Source organism: Bacillus sp. S2(2024), from assembly GCF_050474045.1.
GTDB lineage: Bacteria > Bacillota > Bacilli > Bacillales > Bacillaceae_G > Bacillus_A > Bacillus_A yunxiaonensis.
On record NZ_JBFLUS010000003.1, the window covers coordinates 3,801,476 to 3,824,640 of the forward strand.

General features: G+C 36.4%; 23 protein-coding genes, 2 pseudogenes and 1 riboswitch. Of the genes and pseudogenes, 13 read left to right on the top strand and 12 right to left on the bottom strand.

Features of this window, described 5'->3' with window-relative positions:
- The first annotated feature begins 26 nt into the window (after positions 1-26).
- The 3 genes from AB1284_RS19245 to AB1284_RS19255 are packed head-to-tail and all read left to right on the top strand — an operon-like array spanning position 27 to position 765.
- Positions 27-209, top strand: a complete 183-nt coding sequence (locus AB1284_RS19245) for a hypothetical protein (protein ID WP_429753413.1) — start codon at positions 27-29, stop codon at positions 207-209.
- Positions 210-211: 2 nt separating this feature from the next.
- Positions 212-397: a hypothetical protein gene (locus AB1284_RS19250; protein WP_336484165.1), complete on the top strand. Its 186-nt coding sequence runs from the start codon at positions 212-214 to the stop codon at positions 395-397.
- Between the two features lie 20 nt (positions 398-417).
- Positions 418-765, top strand: coding sequence for a DUF3139 domain-containing protein (locus AB1284_RS19255; protein WP_429753412.1), 348 nt, complete (start codon positions 418-420; stop codon positions 763-765).
- Between the two features lie 83 nt (positions 766-848).
- Here the strand turns inward: AB1284_RS19255 and metK are convergent, their stop codons facing one another.
- Positions 849-2,048 carry a methionine adenosyltransferase gene (gene metK, locus AB1284_RS19260; protein ID WP_336484167.1) on the bottom strand — a complete coding sequence of 400 codons (1,200 nt, stop codon included), beginning with the start codon at positions 2,046-2,048 and terminating at the stop codon, positions 849-851.
- Positions 2,049-2,215: 167 nt separating this feature from the next.
- Positions 2,216-2,340: riboswitch (SAM riboswitch) on the bottom strand.
- Between the two features lie 218 nt (positions 2,341-2,558).
- Between metK and pckA the strand changes: the two genes are divergently transcribed.
- Complete coding sequence (gene pckA / locus AB1284_RS19265; RefSeq protein WP_429753411.1) at positions 2,559-4,145, top strand: phosphoenolpyruvate carboxykinase (ATP); 1,587 nt, start codon at positions 2,559-2,561, stop codon at positions 4,143-4,145.
- 153 nt (positions 4,146-4,298) lie between these two features.
- Here pckA and AB1284_RS19270 read toward each other — a convergent pair.
- A pseudogene (locus AB1284_RS19270) lies at positions 4,299-4,445 on the bottom strand (ATP synthase subunit I); the annotation flags it as partial.
- A 247-nt stretch (positions 4,446-4,692) separates the two neighbouring features.
- Between AB1284_RS19270 and AB1284_RS19275 the strand changes: the two are divergent.
- Positions 4,693-4,914, top strand: a complete 222-nt coding sequence (locus AB1284_RS19275; protein ID WP_336484170.1) for a hypothetical protein — start codon at positions 4,693-4,695, stop codon at positions 4,912-4,914.
- Between the two features lie 23 nt (positions 4,915-4,937).
- Here AB1284_RS19275 and AB1284_RS19280 read toward each other — a convergent pair whose 3' ends face one another.
- Complete coding sequence (locus tag AB1284_RS19280; RefSeq protein ID WP_429753410.1) at positions 4,938-5,843, bottom strand: DMT family transporter; 906 nt, start codon at positions 5,841-5,843, stop codon at positions 4,938-4,940.
- A 155-nt stretch (positions 5,844-5,998) separates the two neighbouring features.
- Between AB1284_RS19280 and AB1284_RS19285 the strand changes: the two genes are divergently transcribed.
- Positions 5,999-6,187, top strand: coding sequence for a hypothetical protein (locus AB1284_RS19285; RefSeq protein ID WP_429753409.1), 189 nt, complete (start codon positions 5,999-6,001; stop codon positions 6,185-6,187).
- A gap of 163 nt (positions 6,188-6,350) precedes the next feature.
- Here the strand turns inward: AB1284_RS19285 and AB1284_RS19290 are convergent, their stop codons facing one another.
- Positions 6,351-6,674 (bottom strand): iron-sulfur cluster biosynthesis family protein, encoded by a 324-nt coding sequence (locus tag AB1284_RS19290; RefSeq protein ID WP_429753408.1) that lies wholly within the window; start codon positions 6,672-6,674, stop codon positions 6,351-6,353.
- A 288-nt stretch (positions 6,675-6,962) separates the two neighbouring features.
- Here AB1284_RS19290 and AB1284_RS19295 point away from each other — a divergent pair, with 288 nt between their 5' ends.
- On the top strand, positions 6,963-7,865 hold the full coding sequence (locus AB1284_RS19295; protein ID WP_429753407.1) for a Nif3-like dinuclear metal center hexameric protein: 903 nt from the start codon (positions 6,963-6,965) through the stop codon (positions 7,863-7,865).
- Between the two features lie 75 nt (positions 7,866-7,940).
- On the opposite strand, the gene AB1284_RS19300 is transcribed toward AB1284_RS19295, so the two are convergent.
- On the bottom strand, positions 7,941-8,561 hold the full coding sequence (locus AB1284_RS19300; RefSeq protein ID WP_429754418.1) for a hypothetical protein: 621 nt from the start codon (positions 8,559-8,561) through the stop codon (positions 7,941-7,943).
- A gap of 137 nt (positions 8,562-8,698) precedes the next feature.
- Positions 8,699-8,806: pseudogene (locus tag AB1284_RS19305) on the bottom strand (sensor histidine kinase); the annotation flags it as partial.
- 275 nt (positions 8,807-9,081) lie between these two features.
- On the opposite strand from AB1284_RS19305, the gene AB1284_RS19310 reads away from it, so the two are divergent.
- The gene (locus tag AB1284_RS19310; protein ID WP_429753406.1) at positions 9,082-9,558 is read left to right on the top strand and encodes a divalent metal cation transporter; all 477 of its coding nucleotides are present in this window, start codon (positions 9,082-9,084) and stop codon (positions 9,556-9,558) included.
- 318 nt (positions 9,559-9,876) lie between these two features.
- Here AB1284_RS19310 and AB1284_RS19315 read toward each other — a convergent pair whose 3' ends face one another.
- Positions 9,877-10,455: a hypothetical protein gene (locus AB1284_RS19315; protein ID WP_429753405.1), complete on the bottom strand. Its 579-nt coding sequence runs from the start codon at positions 10,453-10,455 to the stop codon at positions 9,877-9,879.
- 748 nt (positions 10,456-11,203) lie between these two features.
- Here AB1284_RS19315 and AB1284_RS19320 point away from each other — a divergent pair.
- Both AB1284_RS19320 and AB1284_RS19325 read left to right on the top strand, forming a co-directional pair.
- Complete coding sequence (locus AB1284_RS19320) at positions 11,204-11,548, top strand: hypothetical protein (RefSeq protein WP_429753404.1); 345 nt, start codon at positions 11,204-11,206, stop codon at positions 11,546-11,548.
- Positions 11,549-11,600: 52 nt separating this feature from the next.
- Complete coding sequence (locus AB1284_RS19325; protein ID WP_429753403.1) at positions 11,601-12,332, top strand: hypothetical protein; 732 nt, start codon at positions 11,601-11,603, stop codon at positions 12,330-12,332.
- A 213-nt stretch (positions 12,333-12,545) separates the two neighbouring features.
- On the opposite strand, the gene AB1284_RS19330 is transcribed toward AB1284_RS19325, so the two are convergent.
- Positions 12,546-13,325 (bottom strand): 2-phosphosulfolactate phosphatase, encoded by a 780-nt coding sequence (locus AB1284_RS19330; RefSeq protein ID WP_429753402.1) that lies wholly within the window; start codon positions 13,323-13,325, stop codon positions 12,546-12,548.
- Positions 13,326-13,494: 169 nt separating this feature from the next.
- A complete protein-coding gene (locus tag AB1284_RS19335; protein WP_429754417.1) occupies positions 13,495-14,469 on the bottom strand; it encodes a phosphotransferase enzyme family protein in 975 nt (324 codons plus the stop codon).
- A gap of 137 nt (positions 14,470-14,606) precedes the next feature.
- Here AB1284_RS19335 and AB1284_RS19340 point away from each other — a divergent pair, with 137 nt between their 5' ends.
- From AB1284_RS19340 to AB1284_RS19350, 3 genes are read left to right on the top strand one after another with little or no spacing between them, the layout of a single operon-like run.
- Positions 14,607-15,608: an ABC transporter substrate-binding protein gene (locus AB1284_RS19340; RefSeq protein ID WP_429753401.1), complete on the top strand. Its 1,002-nt coding sequence runs from the start codon at positions 14,607-14,609 to the stop codon at positions 15,606-15,608.
- Between the two features lie 11 nt (positions 15,609-15,619).
- Positions 15,620-16,384 carry an ABC transporter ATP-binding protein gene (locus tag AB1284_RS19345; RefSeq protein ID WP_429753400.1) on the top strand — a complete coding sequence of 255 codons (765 nt, stop codon included), beginning with the start codon at positions 15,620-15,622 and terminating at the stop codon, positions 16,382-16,384.
- Positions 16,377-17,183 carry an ABC transporter permease gene (locus tag AB1284_RS19350; protein ID WP_429753399.1) on the top strand — a complete coding sequence of 269 codons (807 nt, stop codon included), beginning with the start codon at positions 16,377-16,379 and terminating at the stop codon, positions 17,181-17,183. The genes AB1284_RS19345 and AB1284_RS19350 overlap by 8 nt, the downstream gene beginning before the upstream one ends.
- 208 nt (positions 17,184-17,391) lie before the next feature.
- Here AB1284_RS19350 and AB1284_RS19355 read toward each other — a convergent pair whose 3' ends face one another.
- From AB1284_RS19355 to AB1284_RS19365, 3 genes are all read right to left on the bottom strand, one after another.
- On the bottom strand, positions 17,392-21,120 hold the full coding sequence (locus AB1284_RS19355) for a S8 family serine peptidase (RefSeq protein ID WP_429753398.1): 3,729 nt from the start codon (positions 21,118-21,120) through the stop codon (positions 17,392-17,394).
- Positions 21,121-21,325: 205 nt separating this feature from the next.
- On the bottom strand, positions 21,326-21,724 hold the full coding sequence (locus tag AB1284_RS19360; protein ID WP_429753397.1) for an RDD family protein: 399 nt from the start codon (positions 21,722-21,724) through the stop codon (positions 21,326-21,328).
- Between the two features lie 64 nt (positions 21,725-21,788).
- Positions 21,789-22,730, bottom strand: a complete 942-nt coding sequence (locus AB1284_RS19365) for an N-acetylmuramoyl-L-alanine amidase family protein (RefSeq protein ID WP_429753396.1) — start codon at positions 22,728-22,730, stop codon at positions 21,789-21,791.
- Positions 22,731-23,165 lie beyond the last annotated feature (435 nt).

Below are 23,165 nucleotides of genomic sequence, written 5' to 3' on the forward strand. Positions count from 1 at the left end.
TAGGTTTTTAAGGAGGGGAAATTCATATGGATACAATGAGAAAGTTAACGACGGTATTTATTTTACTATTCGTCGCTTCTATTAGCGCTGGCATGGCACTAAAAGACGCTGTACCATATGCAGCAATTGGCGGCTGGGGATTTGGCACGCTCTTTTTATTATGTTCAGCCTTTTGTGCCGGAAAAATTCGTTATCGTAAAGGGGAATAACTATGTTCGGTAAAAAATCAACTACGTGTACATCATGCGGGAAGGAAATTGCAGTACATGAGCGTTCTTGGATTTACATGCAATATCCGCCAAGCGGTATGACAAACATTCAAAAATATATTGAACTCGGCGGGGAAGTGTATTGCACTTCTTGCGTTGGGAAAGTAGAAAAACAGGAAAGCAACTAAAATGCTAAAAAGGTGATTGCATGAAAATAAGAAATATTGCTTTCATAATTACAATTGTAATCATTTGTTTTTGGAGCGGTACTTCATTTTATAAAAATCACATAGCCCATAAAGTAGAAGCGTATTTACTCTCACAAGGCGACAAGAAAGATGACTTTAAAAGTTTTAAAGTACGGTACGACTTTAAGTTCAGATATACGGTCGATGTTACGTACAAGGATGAACCACATGTTATGTATACGTATCGCTATCAAAAAATTGGAGATACGGATAGAAAAGGGGTACTTGCTTATCATCAAACATTACTTGATGACAAAGTAGACCCTAACACTTATTCATACAAACATAAACATTTTGGGGAGTATTAGGACTCTCGTTTACAACGCTACTCACCGTATGATTTAAATAAAAAAAGCTTTGCGCACACGCGCAAAGCTTTTTTCTTCCTATATTATAGACCAGCTTGCTCTTTTAAAGCTTCAGCTTTGTCTGTACGTTCCCAAGTAAGATCTACATCAGTACGTCCGAAATGGCCGTATGCTGCTGTTTGTTTGTAAATTGGGCGACGTAAGTCTAACATTTTGATGATACCAGCTGGGCGAAGATCGAAGTTGCTGCGGATTAGTTCTACTAATACTTCTTCAGATACTTTTCCAGTGCCGAATGTATCAACAGAGATAGATACTGGTTTCGCTACGCCGATTGCGTATGCAAGTTGTACTTCTGCTTTGTCAGCAAGACCTGCTGCTACGATGTTTTTCGCAACGTAACGAGCTGCGTATGCTGCAGAGCGGTCAACTTTTGTTGCATCCTTACCAGAGAATGCACCGCCGCCGTGACGAGCGTATCCACCGTAAGTATCTACGATAATTTTACGACCTGTTAAACCAGCATCCCCTTGTGGTCCACCGATAACGAAGCGGCCAGTTGGGTTAATGAAGAATTTTGTATCTTCATCGATTAATTCAGCTGGTACAACTGGTTTAATTACAAATTCTTTTAAGTTGCGATCGATTTGTTCCCAAGCGATCTCTGGATGATGTTGTGTAGAAATTACAATTGTATCAACACGAACTGGTTTACCGTTTTCATCATACTCAACTGTTACTTGTGTTTTACCGTCTGGACGTAAGTATGGTAATGTATCATCTTTACGTACTTCCGTTAAACGACGAGCTAATTTATGAGCAAGAGAGATTGGAAGCGGCATTAATTCTTTTGTTTCATTACATGCGAAACCAAACATTAAACCTTGGTCGCCCGCACCGATTGCTTCGATCTCTTCGTCAGTCATTTGACCTTCGCGTGCTTCTAACGCTTGGTCAACACCCATTGCGATGTCAGCAGACTGCTCATCGATAGATGTTAAAACTGCACAAGTTTCTGAATCGAAACCATATTTTGCACGAGTATAACCAATTCCTTTAATTGTTTCACGAACGATTTTTGGAATATCTACATAAGTAGAAGTCGTAATTTCCCCCGCTACCAATACTAAACCAGTTGTTACTGTTGTTTCACAAGCTACACGTGCGTTTGCATCTTTTGCTAAGATTGCATCTAAAATTGAATCAGAAATTTGGTCACTAATTTTATCTGGGTGTCCTTCAGTTACAGACTCAGATGTGAACAGATGACGTTTTTTTGTCATGTGGTAAACCTCCCTACAGTAAATGTATATATTGTACGGAACTCATCCTTAATTTGCCACAAACTGCGACATTCATGTATTCTCCCACAAGCGCAAAAGAAAAACCTTTCCTAAATTAATAGAGGAAAGGTTGTATTCGCTACTTGCATACTGCTTTTTGCCCTTCGCTCTTATCGTTCGAGACTATTAGCCTCGCACAGGTTTAAGCACCTATTCACTTGAACTTGTCGTACATACAAGTGAGGTTGCCGGGCTTCATCGGGCCTGTCCCTCCGCCAGCTCGGGATAAGAGAGTATCCGTCCTCAACTATACTAAAGAAATGCTTTTCATTTGTCAATCCAAATACACATATTCCTATAAGTTTTTTAGGGCTGAAATATATGGAAAAAAGTAATATAATAACACAAACAAAAATAAATAAATAGTATACATTATTTATATGATTGTGTTATACTCTTGGTGGGGATTACGAGAATATTTATAAATTAAACAAAGGATGGTATCTAAATATGAGTACTGTGAATGTCCAAATTGGATTACATGAACTATTAAACGGAAGCAATGCACAGGTTCAATTGAGCGTTCCGCAATTAACGGAAAAAGTATTAATGAGAAAAGAAGGCAGATTAACTTCTACTGGCGCTGTTTCTGTTTCAACAGGAAAATATACAGGACGTTCTCCGAAAGATAAATTTATTGTAGACGAAGCATCTGTTACGGATAAAATCGCTTGGGGTTCTGTAAACCAACCGATTTCTGAAGAGCATTTTAATAAATTATATACAAAAGTATTAGAATACTTAAAAGACAAAGAAGAGCTTTTCGTATTCAAAGGATTTGCAGGAGCAGACCGCAGCTACCGTCTTCCTCTTCAAGTTATTAATGAATATGCATGGCATAACTTATTCGCACATCAATTATTCATTCGTCCAACTGAGGAAGAATTAAAAAATCATGATGCACAGTTCACAATTGTATCTGCACCAAACTTTAAAGCAGATCCAGAAGTCGACGGCACAAACTCAGAAACATTTATTATCGTTTCATTTGAAAAGCGTATCGTGTTAATCGGAGGTACAGAATACGCTGGTGAAATGAAAAAATCAATCTTCTCTATCATGAACTACTTACTTCCAGAGCAAGATATTTTTTCTATGCACTGCTCTGCAAACGTAGGTGAAGAAGGCGATGTTGCTTTATTCTTCGGTTTATCTGGAACAGGTAAAACAACATTATCTGCTGATCCAAACCGCAAATTAATCGGTGATGACGAGCATGGTTGGTCTGATAACGGCGTATTCAATATTGAAGGCGGTTGCTATGCAAAATGTGTGAACTTATCTCGCGAGAAAGAACCACAAATCTTTGACGCGATTAAATTCGGCTCTGTTTTAGAAAACGTGGTGCTTGATGATCATACACGCATTGCAAATTATGATGACACTGCCTTAACAGAAAATACACGTGCAGCTTATCCAATTGATGCAATTGATAACATCGTATTACCTAGCGTCGCAGGTCATCCAAATACAATCATTTTCTTAACTGCTGATGCATTTGGCGTATTGCCTCCAATCAGCAAATTAACGAAAGAGCAAGCTATGTACCATTTCTTAAGCGGTTTTACAAGTAAATTAGCAGGAACTGAGCGCGGTATTACTTCACCGCAAGTAACATTCTCAACATGCTTCGGTTCTCCATTCTTACCGCTTGATGCATCTCGCTATGCAGAAATGCTTGGAGAAAAAATCGAGAAGCACGATGCGAAAGTATTCTTAGTGAACACTGGCTGGACTGGCGGCGAATACGGCGTTGGAAAACGTATGAATTTAGGTCATACACGCGCAATGGTGCAAGCTGCATTAAACGGCGAATTAGATCGCGCTGAAACAGTGAAACATGACATCTTTGGTCTTGAAGTACCGCTTCATGTTCCTGGTGTACCTGATGAAGTATTAATGCCAGAACAAACATGGGCTGATAAAGAAGCTTACAAAGTAAAAGCAACTGAGCTTGCAAATAAGTTCAAAGAAAACTTCAAGCAATTTGATAACGTTTCTGAAACAATTGTAAAACTTGGCGGTCCAATCGCTTAAACCCGACTTTACTTTGAAGTATCCTAAATCATGTGAATAAGCATGTTGTTATTGCAGGAAAACAAGTACTCACCGACAAAGCCCACGTTTTCTTGCAGTAACACATACTTACATATAAAAAGAGGCTTACGATTCAATTCGCAAGCCTCTTTCCTATTTCTTAGCATCTTTTATACTGTAATATGCTAAATTTATAACAATTAATGCATATCCACCCATACTTCCAACAGCAAATGCCCACATCACCATATGATGTTCAATTTCGTACATAATAATTGTGCCAAGTATCGCTGCTGCAAAATTTCTAACTATATAAATTTTCATCCAATGTGTAGTTATCCATATCCAAAGAATTTCCCTTGTACACACAGTAATTATAGTAGTAAAACATTTTCAAAAAATAACATTATACACGGTTTCTTTTTCTAGCAGCATGACTAATTGTGTCGCTTTCGCAAACATTTTTGACAAATTCTAAAAAATAAGCTATCAATCTTTAAAAATATGGATATTATATAGTAAGTATACAATAAAGGAGGGACTTCCATTGCTCTTCTTTTTAATCGCTCTTATTCATTTTGTTATTCCAGCTCTCGTCGGCTTAACATTATATTGGTATACATCTAAACATAGTGTTTTCTATGCTGTTCTCAGCGTTCTCCTCACCGGTCTAATTCTCGTCACTTATTTCCGCTTCCCTTTTCTCAACTGGATTCCATTTATTACAGCTATTTTGTATCTTATTTTCTTACCGAAAATAAAAAAATAAGAAAGCAGATTCGCTCTGCTTTCTTATTTTGATATATTTTCTTTTACGAGTAATGTTTGATTAGCTTTGTTAGATTTTACAAACCACAAACCAACAAAAATAACAAGCCCGCCTATCATTTGTTGTAAAGATAACTGCTCTCTCGCCCATATTGCTGCAAATAAAACTGCTACAAACGGTGTAACATACATATATACCATCGTATGGGATGCACCGATTTTTTGGATTCCAACGTACCACATGACAAGTCCAAACACTGTAACAAGAAAAATAGAATACAGTAACGAAAACCATGTACTACCGTGCTGAATAACAAAAGGCAGCTGAACAATTTGCCAACCGCTTAATATTACAAGTGGCACTGCACCAATTGCTGCTGACCAGGCTGTTACGCGCAGGGCTGAATATTTCTTCATAAGCGGCCCTGCTAAGACAGGATACAATCCCCAGCAAATCGAAGTAATGAGTCCAATTGCATTCCCATAAAAAGATTGTTCAAGTGAATGCCCCGCAAGTAATACGAGTGCAGCTCCGATACACGCAATGACCGATCCAATGAGTTTACGTGATGAAAATTGTTCTTCTTTCAAAAATATAGCAAACATTGTTGTAAAAATGGGAGAAATCGAAATTAATAGTGACGCATTTGTTGCAGACGTATGTTGAATCGTCTCCATAAACAACGTCTGATATAGCGTAATCCCCACCATACTAACAAAAATAAGCCTCACAATATCTTTCCATGCAATATAAAGCGACTTTTCTATGTAAAACGTCAACAATAGTAAAAGCGGCGCAGCAGTAACCATGCGCATTGCTGTAAATTGGATTGCAGTTAATTCTACAAGACCGTATTTTCCAATTGTATAATTGATTCCCCATATAATCACGACACAGAAAAGCAGTAATTCAATTCCCCATCTTTTCATATCTTTCCCCCACTATATCCGATACTTTACCTCATTAAGATTCAAGAAACATACTTAAATCCCTTCTCACTTTCAAAATTCTACTTTCTTCATTGAAATTTAGAATTTTTTTCTTACGTATGCATAAGGTTTTATCATAATAAAGGAGGGATTATATGAGTACAGAAAAACAACTATCTCAGCAACAACACAAGAAACGGAAAATCATTCTTATTATACTTTTCCTCTTTTTGCTTCTCTTTTTATTTCTCGTTGTTCTTGGAGGCCTTTCTTTCTACCTCTTTGGAAACGGTGATTCCTCAACCGAAACCGAAACAATTATTCAAGAACAAGAAATTCCTTAATATGTGCTAATATCAGTGGATGAAAATCCTCAACGCTGAATTTCCTACAGACTCTTTTCCTCCATCTATCTTCTTTGTTTTCTCTGAACCTTATCGTATACAAGTAGTGAAATAAAAAAGAAGAAAGCAAACATAATCTGCTTTCTTCCTTTTATTTCATCAATTACACTCGAATATGCAATTTCATATTTGGATTATAATATTGACTTGGGCTTTTTAATTGAAAATTCCCTCCTGATTCCTGAAAATCAACAGTCAAGTTATCATCCATAAAAACAAGCTTCGTTCGGTCTGCAATAAACTGAAATTTGTTTGATGAAATCTCTACGTCGCGCTCATCTTTTTCGGATACAGCAACTAAGTCAATAATTCCACTCATCACACAGCCGCATCCTTCTGTATCATAAAATAATTTTATATATTTTGCCTCACTTGGAATCATCTCTTTTATTTTCTCGTATGCCGCGTCTGTCACTGTAACATTCATTGTTTTTTCCTCCTACATATATAACGATTCTCCTATTGTAGCATTCTTTTTTTATAAATCAGTTCGATTTATATATACAGAAAATTCATTCAAATATATAATAAAATTTATCCCGCATTAACGGGCAGTTATACTCCCACCTCAAAATTCAGCGAAAGCAAAGAAGTTAAGTGGGAGATAAACTGCCCGTAAAAGCCCGATTGGTTCAACTAATAATCCGTGGGGGATGAAGAAAACCCCCACGGATTAAAGTTTCACTTTATATATTTTTCCAAAGGAGGGTTCGTCATGCCAGCACTCCTAGATATACAACATCAATTAGATACTTTATTTGCAGTGCAAAAATATGGAATAGACCCTGGATTTAGCCGTTTTATTCCAGCTGTTTACGATCCAATCTCTTTTCCGTGGCAAGATTTCTTTGAAGATGATTTTGTTACATACTTTAATGGGCTCATGTTAAAAGGAGAAGATACTGTTCATAACGTATTTCTAGCTGTCTTTCCAACAGATGAAGTACTAGACAGATTTCTTTCTGAAGGAAAAGCTGGAGACTTATTATTTATGCACCATCCTCTTGTCATGGAATGCGGAGACCCGCAAGGCTTACCAGGGCGCGGATTCGTTCCTATTCCAGAACATTATTTACGGACTATAAAAGAAAAAGGACTGTCCGTGTACACATGTCACGCGCCAATGGACCGTCATCAAACGTATGGTACAAGTATCGCCATCGCCAAAGCACTACATGCATCAGTAATTGAAAGCTTCGCTGAAGGCGATGGATTGATTTGTAAAATTACTCCAACACATACAAATGAACTAATTGAAAAAGCAAAAAAAATTTTTAACATCCCTTATGTAGACTTTGAAGGACAAACACGTTCTCATATTTCGAAAATCGCAATCATCGCTGGCTGCGGTGATAAAGTAAGTATGATGCAAGAAGCAGAGGAAAAAGGGGCGCAGGCTTATATTACCGGAGAAGTGCATTGTCATATCGATAACGAATATGGCAAAAAGAAATATGCCATCATGAAAGAGTACATCCCTCATACAAATATGTCGCTGATCGGGGTCTCTCATTCTGCATCTGAGTTTTTAGTGAAAAAAACGTTAATGTATGATTGGTTTTCGCAAAATTTTCATGTAAATATTGTGTTACTGCCACAGGAGAAATGGTGGTATTAATACAATAATCGCTATTCTTTCTATAAAAAAAGGATAGCGATTACTTCATTTTAAGAGGAAACAGTATAATACCAGTTAGATTACTTCTTTTAAAAAAAGTTTTGGTGCAGTCCCCTTATTCTTCACCTCAAAATCCGCTAATTTTTCGCTCGCTACACTTGTTCCATCACAACTTGTAGAAAACAAGATAGGTACATCACATATTGTATTTTGTATTACATCTTTGAACACATCTGCCGCAACTGCTACAAACGTATTGCATAGATTCGAAATGTCATCATTAAAAAACTGGATAACTTCAGGCTTAAAAACAGGATACACTACATTCGGTCCTCCAGGTAATTGCGATTTCACAACCACATCCTCAAAAAACAGATTTCCTTCTAATGCCGCTTGAAAATAATGTGCAATTTCAAACTCATCTAACGGACATGGAAATGGAGAGGCAATTTGTCCTTCTCTATTTGAAACAACAACATTTACATTCATATTCCCGAAACTTATCGTAGGATTGAGAAGTGTTGCAATTGCCCTCGCCTTCTCATTTCCTGTTACTGTTACAAGAATAATATAATGATCATCATCTAAAATAAGTGGCCCAACTGTTACCTTTGGATCTGCTCCAATTGAAAACTTAATTTTATTAAAATATGTGATCCAAGGCGGGGAAAGTTCCACATTTTTCTTGTTGTAAATATCACTCAAATAAACGAACCCCCTATCCTTTCTATATAATATTATATAGAAAGGATAGGAACAGGCCTGTATACTTGCCTGCTTCTATATCATAAAAATTATTTGGTACTATAATATTTAATTCTCCTTCAACAGTCTTATTTCTTTTCCGATATAACAGGAAGAGTAAACCAAAATTCACCTCCTTGTTTACCGTCTGAACGATCTCGCACCCCAATTTCTCCTTTGTGCATTTCAACTAATGAGATTCCTCTTTCACTTTCACCAATAGTCATTCGGCAGTTGGACATGTTGAGAAGTGTTTCTTTTTTTTTCAACAGTTGTTAATAATCGTGCACATTTTTCAACACCTATGAATAATGTGTTGAAGAATTTAAAAACTTCATATGGGATGTGAAACACAATGAGTAAAGAACAATCAACATTAACCTCTCCTGATGTAAGTCAATCTAAGTTTAATGAAATGGTTTCAAACCGTAAGAAGGGATGGAGACGTTTTTTTTATCTCATTTGAGCTCTAATGGGACCTGGTTTAATCGCCGCAATGGCTTATAATGATGCTGGCGGGGTAATTTCTTATGCTGTAACAGGAGCAAAATTTGGACTGGGATTATTCAATGCCGGCTTCCTTGCATCCATAACTGTTTCTTTATCTTCTTCTTGGAGCATTGCTGAATTGTTTGGTTGGTCCAAAAGCCTTAATGACAAAATTTCGGATGCACCGAAATTTTATGCGGTCTATATCGGCAGTCTGGTCCTTGCTGCACTTGCCATTTTAATACCGAATTTGCCATTAAACTTCATCTCTATTATCACACAAGTCATCGGTGGTATTCTGATGCTGCCATTGCTTATTTTCATGGTTTTGATGACGAGTGATAAAAAATTAATGGGAGAATATCATACTAGGTTGTTCGGTAAAATATGGGGTTGGGCAATGGTTACTTTGCTTCTCGGATTGACATTAGCCTCTTTTTGGAACACTTTCTTCCAGTAAGGAAAATGGTTCATTGTTCCAAATACTTTCATGAACTCATATGTAATTACTGTGAATGGATATGGGTATACATTCTATGGAAGTCATTTTGAAATTCTATATGGCCTTTGTGTAGCAATTTTTTGAACCAAATCATGCAATAAGCATTAGCGGACATTAAAAACGGTGAAAATGACTAAATTTATATAGATTTTTGAGTTACACAGATGATTTTAGATTGCACTCTTCTCGTTTTTTAATTTCAGAATGTCTGCTAATACTTAACGTAAGACTTGGTTCGGTTGCTACACAACCCCTTCTAAGTTGGGGTAGTTCAATTTAGAGCCACGTATGAATCAGCATGGAACACACAAAAGCAAATGAAAGATAGTAATGCCAATTTTTATCTTTTCGTTTGTATCGTAGAAATCCCAATGTTCCTAATGCAAGAAACAAAATATACGAAATAACGCCTGATATAGAGATTGCATTTGTTTTCCATTCATAAAATATCATAATAATTACATGCATGGTAATCAATGCGAATGCAAGAACTGCAATAGGAACATGAAATAATTTCACCCACTTCAAAACTTTTGAAATAAATGCTTTCATCTCTTTGCTTAATTTTATTTTTTTGAGTCTTAATAAAAAATAAAGAGGAAACATGGCAAATGCAGCAAAAATACCAATTCGACCTAAAGAAGCTTTATTTTGGGCATAAAATTCCAAAGGACTTTTCATGTGGTGCATATGTTGATGATTTATATCTGCTGGTATATCTGTTGGTATATTTATTGTTAATGAATTTCTGTGTTCAATTGTCCAAAATCCACATGCAAGAATAACGAAAGCTGCTATGATTGAAACATAAATTAATTTCCTCTCTTTTGGATTTTTAACCCACTGTTTTAGCATAAAAAAACTCCTAACTTAAAATATTTATTAAATTTAACTTAGTACAATAGTCTTTTATTGTATAGTTATCATATTAAATTATTCTTAAAGAACACTGAAAGAATACTTAAAGAACGCTGAAAGAATACTTAAAGAACACTTAAAAAATCTCCATATTTATTTAACGATTTATCCGAAAGAATTCTTCTTTCTCTATCTTCACAAAAATAATCATTTATCAAATTATACCTTTTTATGTAAAAAGGACTTAAAGATTTTATCTGTATATCGTATACATATAAAGTTAACACAACGTTTCATCAGCAGCAGTAACCAAATCTCAGAAATCTATTCATACCAAGAGTTTGCCACCCTTCTGTTCCCTCAGATGTATGCAGAATTTCATACATCCCCGTCACAACAGCATTTGGCAGTTCAAATCGTTCTCGTAGCCTGCATGAAATCCTGCATATCCTTAGCGTTTAAAATCCGCGTTTTGCCGTCAGCACCCTATCGCCATCAAGCTAAGATTTTGAAGTATCCCCCAAAATAAAAATTTTATCTCTCTACAGTTATTTATGAGAGTTCAACCCATTTTTTCGTTTTGGGTTCAATGAATTTCTTAACTTGATGGGTATAGGGTACTTAACCTTATACCTGTAGAACATTTAGTAGGATAAGGTAATTTGTTTGGTGGTATTTTAAAAAAATTAAAAATACATTAATAAAAACATTTCAAATACTTTTTGTATTTTTAGCAGTTGATACTTTGTTCATGGTATCTAAAACTGCCTTAAAACATCCAGAACAATTAAAAAAATTAATTGAAGAATTAACTAAGCACGGAATGAGTCCAATTATAGAGTTGCTCGCTGTTGTAATAGTCGGTATTACGTTTCAAACAAAGACGCAATTAAAGAATAACAAGGATACTTATCTAGTATATTTGTGTAATGTGTTATTCTTATTAGTATTTTTACAAGTTGTTTATTTGTTTCTATATTTGCCAGATGAACAAAACGTTATATTGTACATGTACTCAGTTATATCATTTGTGCTTATTTCTACTGCTATATGGGACATCTATGTAATTATTAAAAAAACATTTAAATAAGAAGATATTGTTTCCTTTTGGTGAGATTAGTAGATGGAAGGTGGGGAGTTCTTTGAAAGAGTTTATAAAATCTAATTGGAAAAAAATTATTATTATTTTAGCAATTGTAGTAATTACTCCAATCATTATAGGCTTAGTTCTCAATATCCCTACAGGGAACTTGACTATTGGCAATGAAAGTTCATGGGTGTGTTTTTATGGAAGTTACACTGGGGGAATTATTGGAGGTATAGTCGCATTAATTATTTCAAGTTCTCAATTCATGAATGAAAGACAAAAGTTTAAGTTAAGTCAACGTTCTTTTTTATCAGCAGCTACTATTGTTGCTAATTTTTCAGAAAATAAGTTTTATAGAAAAAATAAGAGTCGTATCGCTTTAACACCTGGTTACACTAAGTTACTCGGAACGAATCACAAAACTACTTATTATTCAATTCTACGGTATGGCGGACCAGACGTTATAATAAACTGTGAATTTAAAATAATTGTTGGAAACAATATAAAATTTGAAGAAACTGATACCATAAAAGTGTGGATTGATTTTTTTGAAAAACATGAAGAAATTCTCATTCCATTATGTTCCGATAAATTAAATAAAGAGCATCAATATCAACCTTTTGTTAAAAAAATTCAAGTAGTTTATGAAACATTAGCAGGGGAAAAAATAAAATTTTATCAATCTGAATTAGGAAAAAAAAGAATGCATTCTTTAGTTGGAGATAAGAAAGCAATAATTCTTAGCCATGACATCCAATATACCGATTTTGTACAAAATGAACAGTAAATTTGCACCCTTATTTTCTGTCGCTTTCGCCTGATTGCCACATGCAGCTAAACTAAAAGCTAGTAACACTACATGTAAGTAGTGTTACTAGCTTTTTTAACATTCAATAATCTCCCTAGAAAAATGGTATAGATAATTATCTTATCTATATTACCAAATGCACATTTTATCACAATGGCTTCTTATTCAACTAAGGGGATTAAAAAATACATCTCATGGTAAAGTTCTTATTTTAAAAAAATCCACGAACCGATTATTCTGCAAAAATGGTACTACTTGCAGTAAATTTAAAGATGCACTATATGTTACGTCCTCCGCAAATCCGCGTTCACGTAACTCTCGGCCACTCCCGCAATCCCAAATAAACTCATTAAGATTGGACTTTGCATATTGAAAAGCACCTATACATAACTGTGCTTCAACTGACTTACTTCCCTGTAATTTTTCTATGATTGCACCTGCTCCTAAATAATCTTCTATTGCTGGTCTCAAGCCATTTTCATCTTCTTTTATCTCTTCCCAATGTTCACCGCAAGGAACAACCGTAATATTTGCACCAGTTTGTTTTTGGATGAGATTCGCAGCTTCCGCAACAGCTGAGGCGTTCAGTAAACAGCCAATAAAAAGAGCAGGAACTTTCGAAGCAATCCACGCGCAAGACGCACCGTTTAATGAACATAAAACAAACCTCTTCCCCTGATCAGCATCGCTAAATGTTACTGGGGATAAAGAATGCTTGCCCATTTTCGCGGCTTCTGCCCTGCTTAACATAAGCCCTGCACCTAATTGATGCGCATATGCTTTGGCTTTTTCATTCAATGGCGGCGGATATGGAAAGATTTCAGCCCCTACATGCAGGGCCGTGACTACTGTTGAAGAAAAACTAAGAACATCTACAATAATCGTAATGTCCCCTCGCTTTGCTGCCTCCCTTGCTCCGCGCCGTCCCCACTCTATGCGGCATTGAAATGAAGATTGATCAAATACTGACATGTATCATCCTCCTCATTTATTATTATTTTCATTCTCATGTTAGCTGCACGCCGCAAAAAGAAATAGACTATTTTTCAGAATTTTGATAACATATTGAATGAGGTCTGTATAAAAAAGCGATGTAACAGCTTACACATTCAGTGAGCTATTACATCGCTTTTTTATATCCTTACACAAAACTTAAAAAGTCCAAATCTGTATATGAAACCCCCTGCTCAATCCGATACTGCAAATCTTTTAATGTGTAAGCTTGCCATTCTTCTAACTTATCAAAATCCCATACTTCATGAAACAGCGCAAATAAAAAGACTTCCCGCAGTTTAAGAAAAAGTGGAATTTGCTTTAGTATTTCTTTATTCATACGATGCTCTTTACTGTACCCCTCTAAGAAATACTTCATAAATTCTTGTGGAAAGGATACATGTTCCGGCCTTACTGATAATTCTTGCCACACCGCATGATAAAATGATACGGCAATGTCTTGTGCAAACCAGCAAAACGAGCAATCGTCAAAATCAAAAATCGTTAATGTATTGTCTTGAACGAAAAAGTTTCCTTGATGAAGGTCATTGTGGATCAATCCATATGTACCACTTTCCTTGGAAAGCGTCTGAATTTTTGTAATCATTTTTTCATAGCTTATGGCTAATGGTTTACTTATTGATAATAAAAAATTCATAACTTTTACATCAGGCTTCCAAATCGGCCTCTCGTACTTTTTATAATCACTATCATTCTTTTTAGCAATTGCATGCATCTTACCAATCGTTTGCCCCCAATTTTGAAACAGCTTCTCATTCCATTCTTGCTCATTCGCAGCATTCACAAACTGGCCAGGTGCTTTTAGAAATGAAGTAACAAAAAATGACTCCCCCTCTATATCCACTTGTTCTATATCATTCCTAAAGCAAGAAGCAACTGGCAGGGAAATGTTCACACCATCTACGTCTAAACTGCGTATAAAATCAATTTCACTTTGTATTTGCTTGATTGTTCTACGAGAACTATGCGTAATGCGTAGAATACGCCTTTCTCCTTCATATGCATACTCATATACTTCATTTTGAAACCCGCTAGCGAGTTTTATGCAGCTTTCTTCTTTTCCTCCAAAATACTTCACTGCTTGTCTAATTGTATTATTCATTTTCACATACGCACCCCCACTATACATATATTTGCTTTCTCCTGTTCGTTTCCTTCATCACTTCCTTAAAAATCATTCACACATGGGCATTTACCCACATACATTACAGTAGATGTATTTTTAGGAGGTGTCATAAATTGCGAAAAGTTCTAGCGTGTTTTTTAATTGTCTTCCTTACTGTCTTTACGTTTGTTGCGTGTAATAAAAAAGAAGAAAGTACAAAAGTAGAGAAAGTACGCGTTGGCGAGGTGACACATTCATTATTTTATGCTCCGTTATATGTCGCTATGGAAAAAGGATTTTTTAAAGATGAAGGATTAGATATTGATTTGCAAACAACAGCTGGTGGCGATAAAACGATGACAGCTTTATTATCAAATGGCATCGATATTGCCCTTGTCGGTTCAGAAACATCTATTTATGTTTACGCTCAAAGCGCAAAAGACCCTGTCATTAACTTTGCGCAATTAACACAGACAGACGGAACATTCCTCGTCTCTCGTAAAAAATTGGATTCCTTTAATTGGAGTGATGTGAAAGGCACAACTTTCCTCGGTCAACGTAAAGGCGGCATGCCGCAAATGGTTGGCGAATACGTACTGAAAAAGCATGGAATCGATCCGCACAAAGATACAAATTTAATCCAAAATATCGAGTTTGCGAATATCGCAAATGCCTTTGCTTCTGGTACAGGTGATTTCGTACAGCTCTTCGAACCAACTGCTAGTATTTTCGAGAAAGAAGGAAAAGGCTACATTGTCGCTTCCTTTGGCGTTGAATCTGGAACGGTTCCGTATACAAACTTTATGGCAAAAGAAAGCTTCTTAAAGAAAGATAAAGCAGCTGCAGAAAAATTCACACGCGCTATTTATAAGGCGCAGCAATGGGTCGATACACATAGCCCAGAAGAAATTGCAAAAGCCATTGAACCGCGCTTTAAAGATACATCAAAAGATATTATGGTGAAAGTTATTGATCGTTACAAAACGCAACATTCGTACGCAACGAATCCATTATTAGATGAAGCAGAGTGGAAACAACTGCAAAGTATTATGAAAGAAGCTGGCGAATTACCGAAAGAAGTACCACATGACACATTAGTGAATACTTCCATTGCAGAAAGCGTTATTAAGAAGTAGAGGACCGTGCAATGAAATTGCTACAGCTTTCTAACGTATCTCATTGCTTCTTCTCAAAAGAAAACGCCAGCCTCGTCTTATCAAAGATTTCCTTAACAATTGAGGATGGAGAATTTATCTCCTTCCTTGGCCCTAGCGGCTGCGGCAAAACAACACTTCTTTCTGTTATCTCAGGTTTACTGCAGCCAATTCAAGGAACTGTCTTTCTCGATGGAGAATGTGTGACAAAACCAACATCCTCCATCGGTTATATGCTTCAGCAAGATTATTTGTTTCCGTGGAAAACGATTGAAGAGAACATCTCAGTCGGCTTACGCATTACAAAAGCATACACATCAGAAACGAAGCAACATGCCTTGCAGTTATTGGAACAAGTCGGACTGCAGGGAGTTGAGAAGCAATATCCGCGTGAATTATCAGGCGGGATGCGCCAACGAGCTGCTCTCGTTCGGACACTCGCAACAGATCCGAAAATATTATTACTAGACGAACCATTCTCTGCACTCGATTACCAAACAAAATTAAAATTAGAAGAACTCGTTTTTTCCATTTTAAAAGAATATAAGAAAACATCACTTCTCGTTACACACGACATCGAAGAGGCGATTGCGATGAGCGATCGCATTTATTTACTGCAAGCAAAACCAGGCCGAATCGCCAAAGTCTTTTCTGTTCCAGAAAACATTCGCGCCCTCTCACCATTTGAAGCACGCCAGCATCCTGATTTCCCTTCATTCTTCCAGTTAATATGGAAGGAGTTGGAACAACTTGGATAATATAAAAGAAATTCATCAAGACTTTCGAAAACAAGAAATAAAATGGACACTTGCTGTACGAACGTTGCAGCTATTTATCCTCATTCTCTTTTTCGCCTTATGGGAAGTCGCTAGTCGAAATCAGTGGATTGATCCATTACTATTCAGCTCGCCTTCTAGCATTTTTCACTTACTCATCACAAAGTGGCAGGACAATTCCCTTTGGCCGCACATATATACAACGCTCTTTGAAACGTGCCTTGGCTTTATACTCGGAACACTTCTTGGTACGTGTATCGCAACCTTCTTATGGTGGAGCCCTTTCATTGCCCGTGTACTCGATCCATATCTTGTCGTCTTAAACGCAATGCCAAAGGTCGCGCTCGGTCCGATTATTATCGTCATCTTCGGTCCGAATATTTCATCTGCGGTAGCGATGGGCGTCATTATTTCCATCATCGTTACCATCCTCGTCATTTATAGTGCCTTTCAAGAAGTAGACGCCAATTATTTGAAAGTCATGCAAACCTTTGGCGCAAACAAATGGCAATGTTATAAACAAGTCATCTTGCCTGCATCATTTCCAGCGATTATTTCCACATTAAAAGTAAACGTCGGTCTCTCTTGGGTTGGAGTTATTTTCGGCGAATTGCTTATTTCCAAAGAAGGACTTGGATATTTAATTAGCTACGGCTTTCAAGTATTTAATTTTACGCTCGTGTTACTTAGCGTACTTCTTACATGCATTCTCGCAACACTTATGTATGTACTTGTCGCAGCATTTGAAAAGTTCATTACGCGCACGAAAAAAGCAACCTAACAATTATAGGTTGCTTTTCTCTTATTTATCCCGCATTAACGGGCAGTAAGACCCCACCTCAAAATTCAGAGAATAGCAAAGAAGAAAGGCGGGAGATAACTGCCCGTAAAAGCCCGATTGGTGAGAGCTTTCCATCAGTGGAGGATGAAGCCCCCCACTGATGGAAGTTTCACTTTATGCGCCTGCAATTACATCATGAATCGAACACTTATCTAGTCTTAGACCAAGCGCCGTCTGCATCTATCCAATAATTACCTATCCAAGTATTTGCAGCCATCTCTCCTCTATCTTTATCAAAATAGTACCACTTTCCACCGATTTCTTTCCAACCTTCTGCCATTGCTCCATTTTGATTTAAATAGTACCATTTTCCGCCTTGAGATAACCAACCTGTTTTCATAGCACCGCTATTTTCAAGGTAATACCAGTTTCCTCCGTAAAATACCCAGCCTGTTACCATTGCACCGCTGTTATGGAGGTAATACCATACTCCATTATCTAGTAGCCATCCCGTTTGCATACGACCATCGTTCGGATGTAAGTAATACCATTTCCCGCCATCATGCAACCAGCCTGTTGCAAGTTCTAATGTATCTGGATGGAAATAATACCAATTTCCGCCCTCACCATTCCATCCTGCATGAGGTTTTATCATAACACTTAATTGATAAGGGTCATTACTAGATGCCCCTTTCACATCTTCCGCTTTAATATAGTACTTACCTTTGTTTAAGTTAAGTGTAATTTCTTCAGCATCATTCGTAAGATAGGAATCTACTTTTTTAATAAGATCACCATTATCTTTGTAAATGGAGAGAACAGAATCAAGACCCTTTGGTGATGTTAAAGAAATTGTGACATCCTGTTTTATTGGATTCGTAAATACATAATAATCACTATCTCCAAAAGAAACACCTGCATTATAAAGACCTGATGCTTTCCATTCTCTATGATTTTCTGTTTTCAATTCAATTGGCTTAGATGGAACATTGTCTTTTACAACAGAATCTTTATCTTCATCTTCTTGGTTAACTGCTGAAACAGATAATTCATATTCATTTACATTTAAACTTGCCCCCATGCTAAATGGGTGTTGTTGAATCATAAAGAAATATCCCACATCTTTCTTACCTTGGAAAGATCCCGCTATTCCTCTTTGTAGATTTTCGTAAGGGAGCATTTTCTCTTCTTCTTCTGGATCTAATTTTTTATTTCCATTTGTATCTTCCGCAACTACTAACATGTAAAACGGCGGCATTGTTAATGAACTTGGATATTTCTCTTTCTCAGCATTATCCATCATAACTGTTTTAAGCTTAAAGCTTGTTAGCGCATCTTCCTTCATTTTTAAATAATACGTATCTATATCAGATGCAGTAACTAAACGATCTTTTATGCTGCTGTTTAGCTCAATTGGCGTCGCTGTCTCAGGATCATTGTTCATTCCGTGTTCATCTTGTGTTACATGTGTCACTGTTTTCGTCTTTATTTCATATGGATGACCGGCAATACTTCCTAATGATGTTGCTGCAATCACATACTGTTTATTTGCTTCTAACATATAATTTGAATTAGCATCTTTCGCCCCGCCACCAAACAATGCAGCTAGCATACTGAACAAGGAACCGTCCATCTTCTCTGTTAGAACACCAGCTTCTTCATTGTATTCATACAGTTTTAGCATCGTTTGTCCAAGTGGATCACCCGCTAATTCCGTACTTATAATTGTATCTTCTTTTGCTGTTACTTTATAAAGGTCGATATCTTTATCTCGTTGAAAAAATGCCTTCTTACTCTCATCAATGTTCATCGGCACTGCACTTTGTAACATTTGTGCTGATTGTGCCGCTGTTAATTCTTCTCCAGCAAAAAGGTCAAACGAAGCATTTTCTGCCGGGAAATTGTCTTCATCATTTGGCATATTTGCCATGTCAATCGTTAACTCATAAGGCAATATAGAGCCAAAAATACGATTTTCCGCCTGTTCTCCCATCATAGCTTCCTTAGGACCGTTCCCTGTTACTTCGACAATATATGTTTCACTTGCTTTAACCGGAAAAGCAACGGCTTCTTTCTCATGAGTACCGCTATTCTCACCAACAATATGAGAATTAATATCTTCTTTCTTATTTTCAGGATAGATTGTAATGGATGTATCCACGCCTGTAATTGCGCTCATATTAATCTGACCATAACCGTCGTACGGGAAGCGTACTCGATAATAATCCGTATCTACATTTCCTTCTCCTACGAAGGTTGGTGCACCATCTTGAATATTATTTGATTGAAACGGTAAAGAAGTTACGTTGTATGGTTTTTCTGCACTAGCAATTGTATCATTAACATGATCTGCAAAATTCATTGTTAATGTGTAAGCGGAAGAACCATTTGGATCATAGTTTCCATTTGCATCAGTTACTTCAACAACAAGTGTCCCTTTTTCTTTCGCTTTAAATAAACCGCTTTCTACTTTACCTGCTAATGTATCATTAACTGTAATCGTTTCAGTTGCTTCTTTACTTCCTTCTGGATAGAAGTGAAGGCGTAGTTTGTAATCAAAGTTTTCACTTGATTCTAATGCAAATTGTGCATAGTTCCCTTTATCTAGGTTAATTTTATAATTCTGTGATTCAAATGGTTTTGTTAATGCGCCCTTTCTCGTTGCACTATTATTTTCAAACGTAACTGCTTCTGCATTCTCTAATGTAGCAGGTGTCGGTTTTGCATAGTTTGATAGTTTACTTACATCAAAATCTAATGCTGCAACTGGATTAACAAGGCCATATCCATATTTAATATCATATCCTTTTTCTCCCAAATCAGTAGCAGTACTTTTTAAAAGCGCTTCCACTTGATATGAATTTAAATCTGGATATTTTGATTTGATAAGCGAAGCAACACCCGCAACAATTGGTGATGCCATCGATGTTCCATTTAGCTTCGCATATGTATCTGGTTTTTCTGGTGTATAAATCGTACTAAAAATCTGCGCACCCGGCGCCACAATATCCATACTTGGACCGTAGGTGGAGAAATCTGTAAGTCTATTATCCGCATCTGTTGCACCAACTGAAATAACACCGTTATAAGAAGCTGGATAACTATATAAATTTTCCCCATCATTTCCTGCTGCTGCTACAATAACAACATTCTTTTCTATAGCTTTATTTATTGCTTCTTGGACAACTGCACTCGGCCTTGGCCCTCCTAAACTCATGTTAATTACATCAGCACCATGGTCTACTGCATACAATATCCCTTTCGCAATATTATAGTCTGCTGCACCCTGTTCTCCTCCAAAAACATCAACAGGAAGAATTTTTGCCTTCGGATTTATTCCATATGCACCTAATTCATTATTTTCCTTCGCAGCAATAATACCCGCAACGTGTGTACCGTGAACTTCTGGATTAAAACCACCAGCAGGATTTACAACATTATATGGCGGGAGCATGCTATGCTGCAGCTCAGGGTGCTTTACATTCAATCCTGTATCAATGACAGCCACTGTTACAGGCTTATTACCAGCATGTTTCCACGCCTCTTCAATATGTAATGATGAAAGCGCATATGCGTCCTTTACCTTTTGGTCATTTGTAGCAAATGTTGTGTATTGGACACTTGGAGAAATATTCGTTACTTTTTTTAGTTTTTTATATTTTTTGAATACCTCTTTTGTATCTTGTCCCTTGTTAATACGAACAACATCGTATTTTAAGGCTGGAATACTTTGAACAACTGTTGTTCCTAAATTGGCATGTTCTTTTTTTGTAATACGTTCAGAGTATTTGACAATAAATGTGTCCATTGTTTGTCTCGCATCTTTTTGAGCAGCTTGCTTTATAATAGATTGCGGCGTGGCTGCAAAACTAGTAGTAGGAATTAATAATGAAGTTGCTAGTCCTACTGAAAAAGCAATATTTGTAAATTTTTTCAATCATTTCCCCTTCTTTCCATAACGTCTTATATTGGAATGATACCATATATTACAAGTAAAATTATCTTATTTTTACATTTATACACAAAAATTTTAAAATAATTCGTATTTTTTGTAGAATAAGAAATATATAAGTCGATAAAGTGAGATTTCAAAAAATAATAGAATACACAAAAAAGCAACCTACAATAGGTTGCTTTTCTTACTAATCACGTACAACTTCTGTTCCTGCAATGAAATCATGAATAGAGCGTTTATCTTTTCGTAATGCTACCATAAATGCACTTACGATAACACCAATTCCAAACGTAATTCCATATACAATTCCACCTAATAGGTAACGTTTTAACGTAGTCCAAATCGTAATATTCTTCCCATCAATACGTACAATTCGAATATCTACTGCTTTCTTACCTACTGTAAATCCTCCCCATACGATAGGAACAATTAGATAGTATAACGTTTCTAACATACCTACTATATCATCTGCTTTCTTCTCAGACACACCTAACGCCATGAAAATCACAAGAAATGGAACTAATACTAGTCCATCTAAAAAATTTGCTCCAAGTCGTCTCCAAAACCCTGCTAATTGTTGATTCATATTATATTCTCCATTCTCTTATATAGCATAAAGATCAATCCATATATTTACAACGTATTCTGGATTATCTTGTCTTAGACCAAGCACCATCCGCTCCTACCCAATACTTACTGATCCAAGTATTCGCAGCCATTTTTCCACTCTGTCCGTAAAAGTAGTACCACTTTCCACCGATTTCTTTCCAATTCATTGCCATTGCTCCGGTATTCTGTAAATAATACCAAATACCATCTTCATATAACCAGCCTGTTTTCATCGCACCATTGTTCTCAAGGTAATACCATGTCTTTTTATCTAATACCCATCCAGTTGTCATTGCACCACTGTTCGTTAAGTAATACCATGTTCCATTATCTTGCAGCCATCCCGTTTGCATACGACCATCGTTCGGGTGTAAGTAATACCATTTCCCCCCGTCGTGCAGCCAGCCTGTCATAGGTTCCAAATTAGCATTGAAATAATACCAGCTACCATGTCCATAGGTGTCTATGTAATTCCATCCAGCGTTTGGTTCTAATAGTGTAATATTACCACCGCTCAAATCTTCCATACTTTCATAAAATGGTAGTTCCATATTTTCATATACATTAGAGTTATACGCTTTTAATGGCTGTTGCTGAGAGCTAATTTCAGCAATCTCCCAAGTACCAATTTGCTCAAAATTAAAGGCACTCATGAAGTAATATTCATATTGTTTTGTTTGGTCGTTATAAATTAAATAAATCGTATCGTACACTTCTTCTTTCTCTTCATTTAAATACGGAAGAACATATTTTACCTCGATTTTATCGCCCGCTTTTGGCTTCACTTTATCTTCATTAACAACAACACTAATATTTGCCCTTATATCACGACCAAAAGGAATTTCACTCGGCGTAACATGAACGCTTTTAATCCAATCAATACGTTCTGTCTCAGCAAACGCAGATTTACTGAAAACATTACTCATAAAGAGCATTGCTACAAGCAGCATCGCTTGCATAAAATAGTTTCGCATCTTACCCATATGTAGCCTCCTAAAATATAAATCTTGCTGTAGCCTTCACAGTATAACAGGTAATCAGATAATCTTACATTTCTTTTTTCAATTTTATTTATATCGGGATATTAAAATTCTAACTTTAAAACTTGCATACTTTCATACTTTCATACTTTCATACTTTCATACTTTCATACTTTCATACTTTCATACTTTCATACTTTCATACTTTCATACTTTATTATATCGATAACGTTCTAATAAGAGGATTGTTCCTAAAATTTCACCATACGGCTTCATTCCGACAACTAAACCCGTTACTTTCCCTGGCTGATTATAGTTAAACATAGGGCCTGAACCCTTTCCTGCGTTGTACGTACGAACTTGTCTATTGTCATCGTAGTCAAAACGGAACGTGTTGTAATTTAATATAAAAGGAATTCTAAATTATTTATTACAAAG